This window comes from Dietzia sp. DQ12-76, from assembly GCF_014145045.1.
Lineage (GTDB): Bacteria > Actinomycetota > Actinomycetes > Mycobacteriales > Mycobacteriaceae > Dietzia.
On sequence record NZ_JAALDV010000289.1, the window covers coordinates 1 to 4,737 of the forward strand.

3 protein-coding genes are annotated in these 4,737 nt (G+C 70.6%); all 3 read right to left on the bottom strand.

Translation table 11 applies throughout. The annotated features are described in order from the left end of the window. Positions 1 to 1,662: type I polyketide synthase (locus G6019_RS10395; protein ID WP_182627531.1), on the bottom strand; the 1,662-nt coding region annotated here is incomplete at its 3' end. An 87-nt stretch (positions 1,663 to 1,749) separates the two neighbouring features. Continuing rightward, the gene (fadD32, locus tag G6019_RS10400; RefSeq protein WP_107755467.1) at positions 1,750 to 3,750 is read right to left on the bottom strand and encodes a long-chain-fatty-acid--AMP ligase FadD32; all 2,001 of its coding nucleotides are present in this window, start codon (positions 3,748 to 3,750) and stop codon (positions 1,750 to 1,752) included. A 111-nt stretch (positions 3,751 to 3,861) separates the two neighbouring features. Next, positions 3,862 to 4,737: cutinase family protein (locus G6019_RS10405; RefSeq protein ID WP_182613623.1), on the bottom strand; the 876-nt coding region annotated here is incomplete at its 5' end.

The window sequence follows — 4,737 nt, forward strand, 5'->3', positions numbered from 1 at the left end:
GGCAGCCTGTTCGTCGGCGGCCTGTTCGTCGGCGGCTGGTGTCCGCGCGGCACCGATCGGCGCGGGCTGGTACTCGGCCACCACGACGTGGGCGTTGGTGCCGCCGAACCCGAATCCGGAGACACCGGCCAACGCCCGACCGCTGTAGCGGGGCCACGGCCGACTCTCCGTGACGACGCTCAGCCGGGCGGCGTCGAAGTCGATGTACGGGTTGGGCCCGGCGAAGTTGAGGGTGGGCGGGAGCGAGTCGTGACCCATTCCGAGGATGATCTTGGCCAGGCCCGCCGCCCCGGCCGCCGACTCCATGTGACCGAAATTCGTCTTGGCCGAGCCCAGCAGGGTCGGCCGGTCGGCATCACGGCCGCGGCCGAGCACCTGTCCGATCGCGGTGGCCTCGATGGGGTCGCCGAGGATGGTGCCCGTGCCGTGGGCCTCGATGTAGTCGACCTCCCTGGGGTCCACGCCGGCGTCGGCGTAGGCCTGGCGCAGCACCGCGACCTGCGCGTCGGGGTTGGGGGCGGTCATCCCGTTGGAGCGGCCGTCGGAGTTGACCGCGGAACCCTTGATGACGGCGAGGACCACGTCCCCGTCCCGCTCGGCCTCGGACAGGCGCTTGAGGATGAACAGTCCCCCGCCCTCGGCGCGGCAGATGCCGTTGGCGTCGGAGGAGAAGGCCTTGATGCGGCCGTCGGGGCTGAGCGCGGCCCCGGTCTTGGCGAAGCCCATGGTGGCGGCGGGTGCCAGCATCATGTTGACGCCGCCGGCCACGGCCAGGTCGGACTCGTGCAGCCGCAGGGAGTTGACGGCCTCGTGGATCGCGACGAGCGAGGTGGAGCACGCGGTGTCGAGGGTCATCGACGGACCCCGGAAGTCGAACGTGTACGACACCCGGTTGGAGATGATCGAGTTGGAGGCGCCGGTGACCGCGTAGGGGGAGGCGGCGGCGGAGTCGGAGGTCAGGAACACCTGGTAGTCGCTGGACGACGAGCCGATGAACACGCCGACCTCGTGGCCCTTGAGATCGCTCGCCGGCAGGTGCGCGTGCTCGAGGGCCTCCCAGGTGAGCTCGAGCGCCAACCGCTGCTGCGGGTCCACCATCTCCGCCTCGCGCGGGCTCATGCCGAAGAACTCGGCGTCGAAGTCGCGCACCTCCGCGTCGTCGAGCCACCCGCCCCGGTCCGGTGCCTCGGCCAGGACCTGCTGCACGTAGGCGTCGCCCGCCCACTCGGACCAGCGGGTCGCCGGGCGCGGGCTGGTCGCGTCCCGGCCCTCGGACAGCAGCTCCCACGTGGCCTCGGGCGAATCCGCACCGCCCGGGAACCGCGTGGCGAACCCGATGACGGCGACGTCGAACTCCATGCCCGCCCCGCGGTGACGGAAGGTGTGCAGATCGGCCGGCTCCTCGATCTCGGCCGGGCCGTTGACCACGTACTCGGCGAGGGAGGCGATGGTGGGGTGCTGGTACGCCACCGTGGCGTCCAGTGGTCGTCCGAGGAGGTCCTCGAGATCCGCCGAGAGCGTCACCGCGTCGCGGGAGGACAGTCCGAACTCCTCGAGAGAACGGTCGTCGGTCACCTTGGCGCCGTCGAGTCCGGTGGCCCGTGAGACCCACCCCCGTAACCAGTCGCGGAGCTCTACTACCGTCATCTCGCTCTGTGCCATCGTGGGGATCGCCTTTCGATCGGGTCTCGTCCGGTGTGCTCGCCCGTCGCCGCCGCGCACGTGTGGTGCCGTGAACCGGTCCGGGAACTACTCCGTCGGCTCGTCGGGGAACGCCGTCTGCTGGTGGCCTCCCCGCAACGTCCCGTCGACGTAGGCGGCCTTGCAGGCGCGGCGGGCGATCTTGCCGCTCGAGGTACGGGGGATGGACCCGGCGGGGACCAGGATCACGTCCTGGGCCGTGACACCGTGCCTCGCCGAGATCGCCGAACGGACGGCGTCGGCGATGGGTCCGGGATCCGCCTTGCCCGCACCGGGCGCGCGCTCCCCGACCACGACGAGGGTCTCCGAGGAGTCATCGGCGGGGATGACGGCGCCGTTACGGGCCTCGATCGGGAGTTGGTTGGCGGGCACGGAGAACGCGGCCACGAAGCCCGGGCGCAGGGAGGAGGAGGCGTCCTGCGCGGTGTTCTCGAGATCCTGCGGGTAGTGGTTGCGCCCCGCGACGATCACGAGGTCCTTGACCCGCCCGGTGATGTACAGCTGACCGTCCACGTAGGCACCGAAGTCGCCCGTGCGGAGCCATCGCGCGTCCTCGGGGACGGTGCCGAACTCGCGCACGGTCTTCGAGTTCTCCGCCAGGCGCTCGGTGAGCCTGTTGCCGAAGGTGGCCTCGGACTCCTCCGGTCGGCCCCAGTAGGCCTGCCCCACGTTCGTACCGTGCAGCCAGATCTCACCGACCCGCCCCTCGGGGAGCTCACGGCCGGTTCCGTCGTGCTCGCCCGTCGCCCCGTCGATTCCCGGGTCGACGATGACCGCCCACTGGCTGGGCGCCACGTACCCGCACGCCACCTGCGGGATGGCGTCCTCGTTCCCCTCCACCGAGTCGGGGTCCAGGACGGTCATGACGCCCTTGTTGAGGTCATCCCGGTCCACGTGGATGACGATCGCCTCGTCGTCCTTACGGGGCGAGGAGACGAAGAGTGTCGCCTCCGCCATGCCGTAGGAGGGCTTGATGGCGGTCGGAGCGAGCCCGTACGGGGCGAACGCCTCGTTGAACGCGCGCATCGAGGCGGGGGTGACCGGCTCGGATCCGTTGATGATGCTGGTGACGCCGGACAGGTCGAGCGACTCGCCCTCCCGGGGAAGGCCACGGCGGGCGGCGTGCTCGAACGCGAAGTTGGGTGCCGCGGCGAACACGCCGTCGCCGTCGGACATCGCACCGAGCTGGGTGACCCAGCGTCCGGGCCGCTGCACGAAGGCCCGGGGGCTCATGACGGTGATGGTCGCACCGCCCATCGCGGGCAGGATCACGGTGAGCAGTCCCATGTCGTGGAACAGCGGGAGCCAGGTGACGCCGCGGGAGGCGCGGGTCAGACCCAGCCCGTCGAAGAGCTGCATGACGTTGGTGACGACGTTGCGATGCGTGATCTCGACGCCTGCGGGGACGCGGGTCGATCCCGAGGTGTACTGCAGGTAGGCGATGTCGTCCGCCCCGAGGTCGGGCCGGGACCAGCCCGAGCCGAGTTCGGTCGGGATCGCGTCGACGGCGACCGTGCGGGGGCGCTCACGGGCGGGCAGATCGCGGAAGAGCTTGCGGACGCCGGCCGCCGACTCGGTCGACGTGAGGATGACGGACGGGGTGCAGTCCCCGAGGACGGCGTGGAGACGGTCATGGTGCCCGGGTTCGTCCGGATCGAACAGCGGGACGGCGGTGAGGCCGGCGTGGATGGCGGCGAAGAAGGAGACGATGTAGTCGAGCCCCTGTGGCGCGAGGATCGCCACCCGGTCTCCCCGCGCGGCCACCTGCTGCAGTCGTGCGGCGATCGCGTAGAGCCGGTCACCGAAGTCCGACCACGACAGTTCGGAGACCTCACCCTGCCGCGACGACGAGTAGTCGATATATCGGTAGATGAGGCCGTCCGCCGCGGGGTCCCGGCGCGCTGCGGAGACGTTGGCTTCGACGAAGTCGACCAGGGTGGTGCGATCAGGGATGACGATCGCCCCGCTGGCGTCGTGGTACTGCTCGAACTCCACGTTGCTCCGTTCCGAACCGATGACTGGATGGCCGACGTCGCCGACCTCGGACATACCGGGCGACAAGCTTGGTCGATCTTACAGCGTGCCCTCGCGCACATCCGAACTCCGAATCCCCGACCCTGGCAGGCGTGTCGCGCCCATGCACGGTACTCGGTCGGCCCGTCAGTCGTGGGCGATCTCCGGTGCGGAGTCGACGAGCTCGCGAACGTGACCGATGGTCCACTCCGGGACCGTCGTCCCCATGATCACGTCCGGGTTGGTCGCGTACATGGCGTGGATGGCGTTGTTGGCGACGAACTCCTGGAACCGGGCCGCGCCGTCCACCACGTTGAGCGGGGCGTTGCAGATGAGGTCCCGCGAATCGCAGATCTGGGCGGTGCGGTCAGCGAGTTCCCCGAAGCCACCGGGCCGGGGGCCCGTCATGGTGGCGCCCGCGATGAGCTGGGTGAATCCCGTGACCGGCTGGAGCGAGATCTCCATGCCCTGACCCGTCCCCGGCGACAGTCCCGGCGACTGCCCCTCACCGGGCAGCCGCCGCCCGTCGGCGATGAGCACCGACCCCCGGACCAGGTCGGCCGGCACCGGTCCGTTGCCGGTGCCGATCTCGCTGGTGAGATCGCCGGCGATCACCGCGCCCTGCGAGAAGCCGAGGAGGATGTAGGAGGTGTACGGGCAACGGTCGTGCACCGCCGCCAGCTCGGCGCGCGCACGATCCGTGCCCTCGGCCCGGCTCTGGTCGTAGGTGATCTCGTCCGGGCGCTGCGGGTTCCGGAACTGTGCCACGTAGGGGACCGTGAAGACCTCCAGGCGTTCGGTGGGGTACTGCTCCGACAGCGGATCGGTGATCGTCCTGAGCAGGGCGTTGGGCAGGAAGGCCGGCGCGTACGGGTCGTCGGTCGGGCTGCTCTCCCAGGTCCCCGGTACGGCGATCATCTGCACGTCGGGGCAGTCCGCGGGCTGGGTCAGTTCCGGCTCGGCCGGGCCGGGCAGCGGTCCGTCCGGTCCGGTGGGCAGCCCACGGTCCGAGAGCCACCAGCC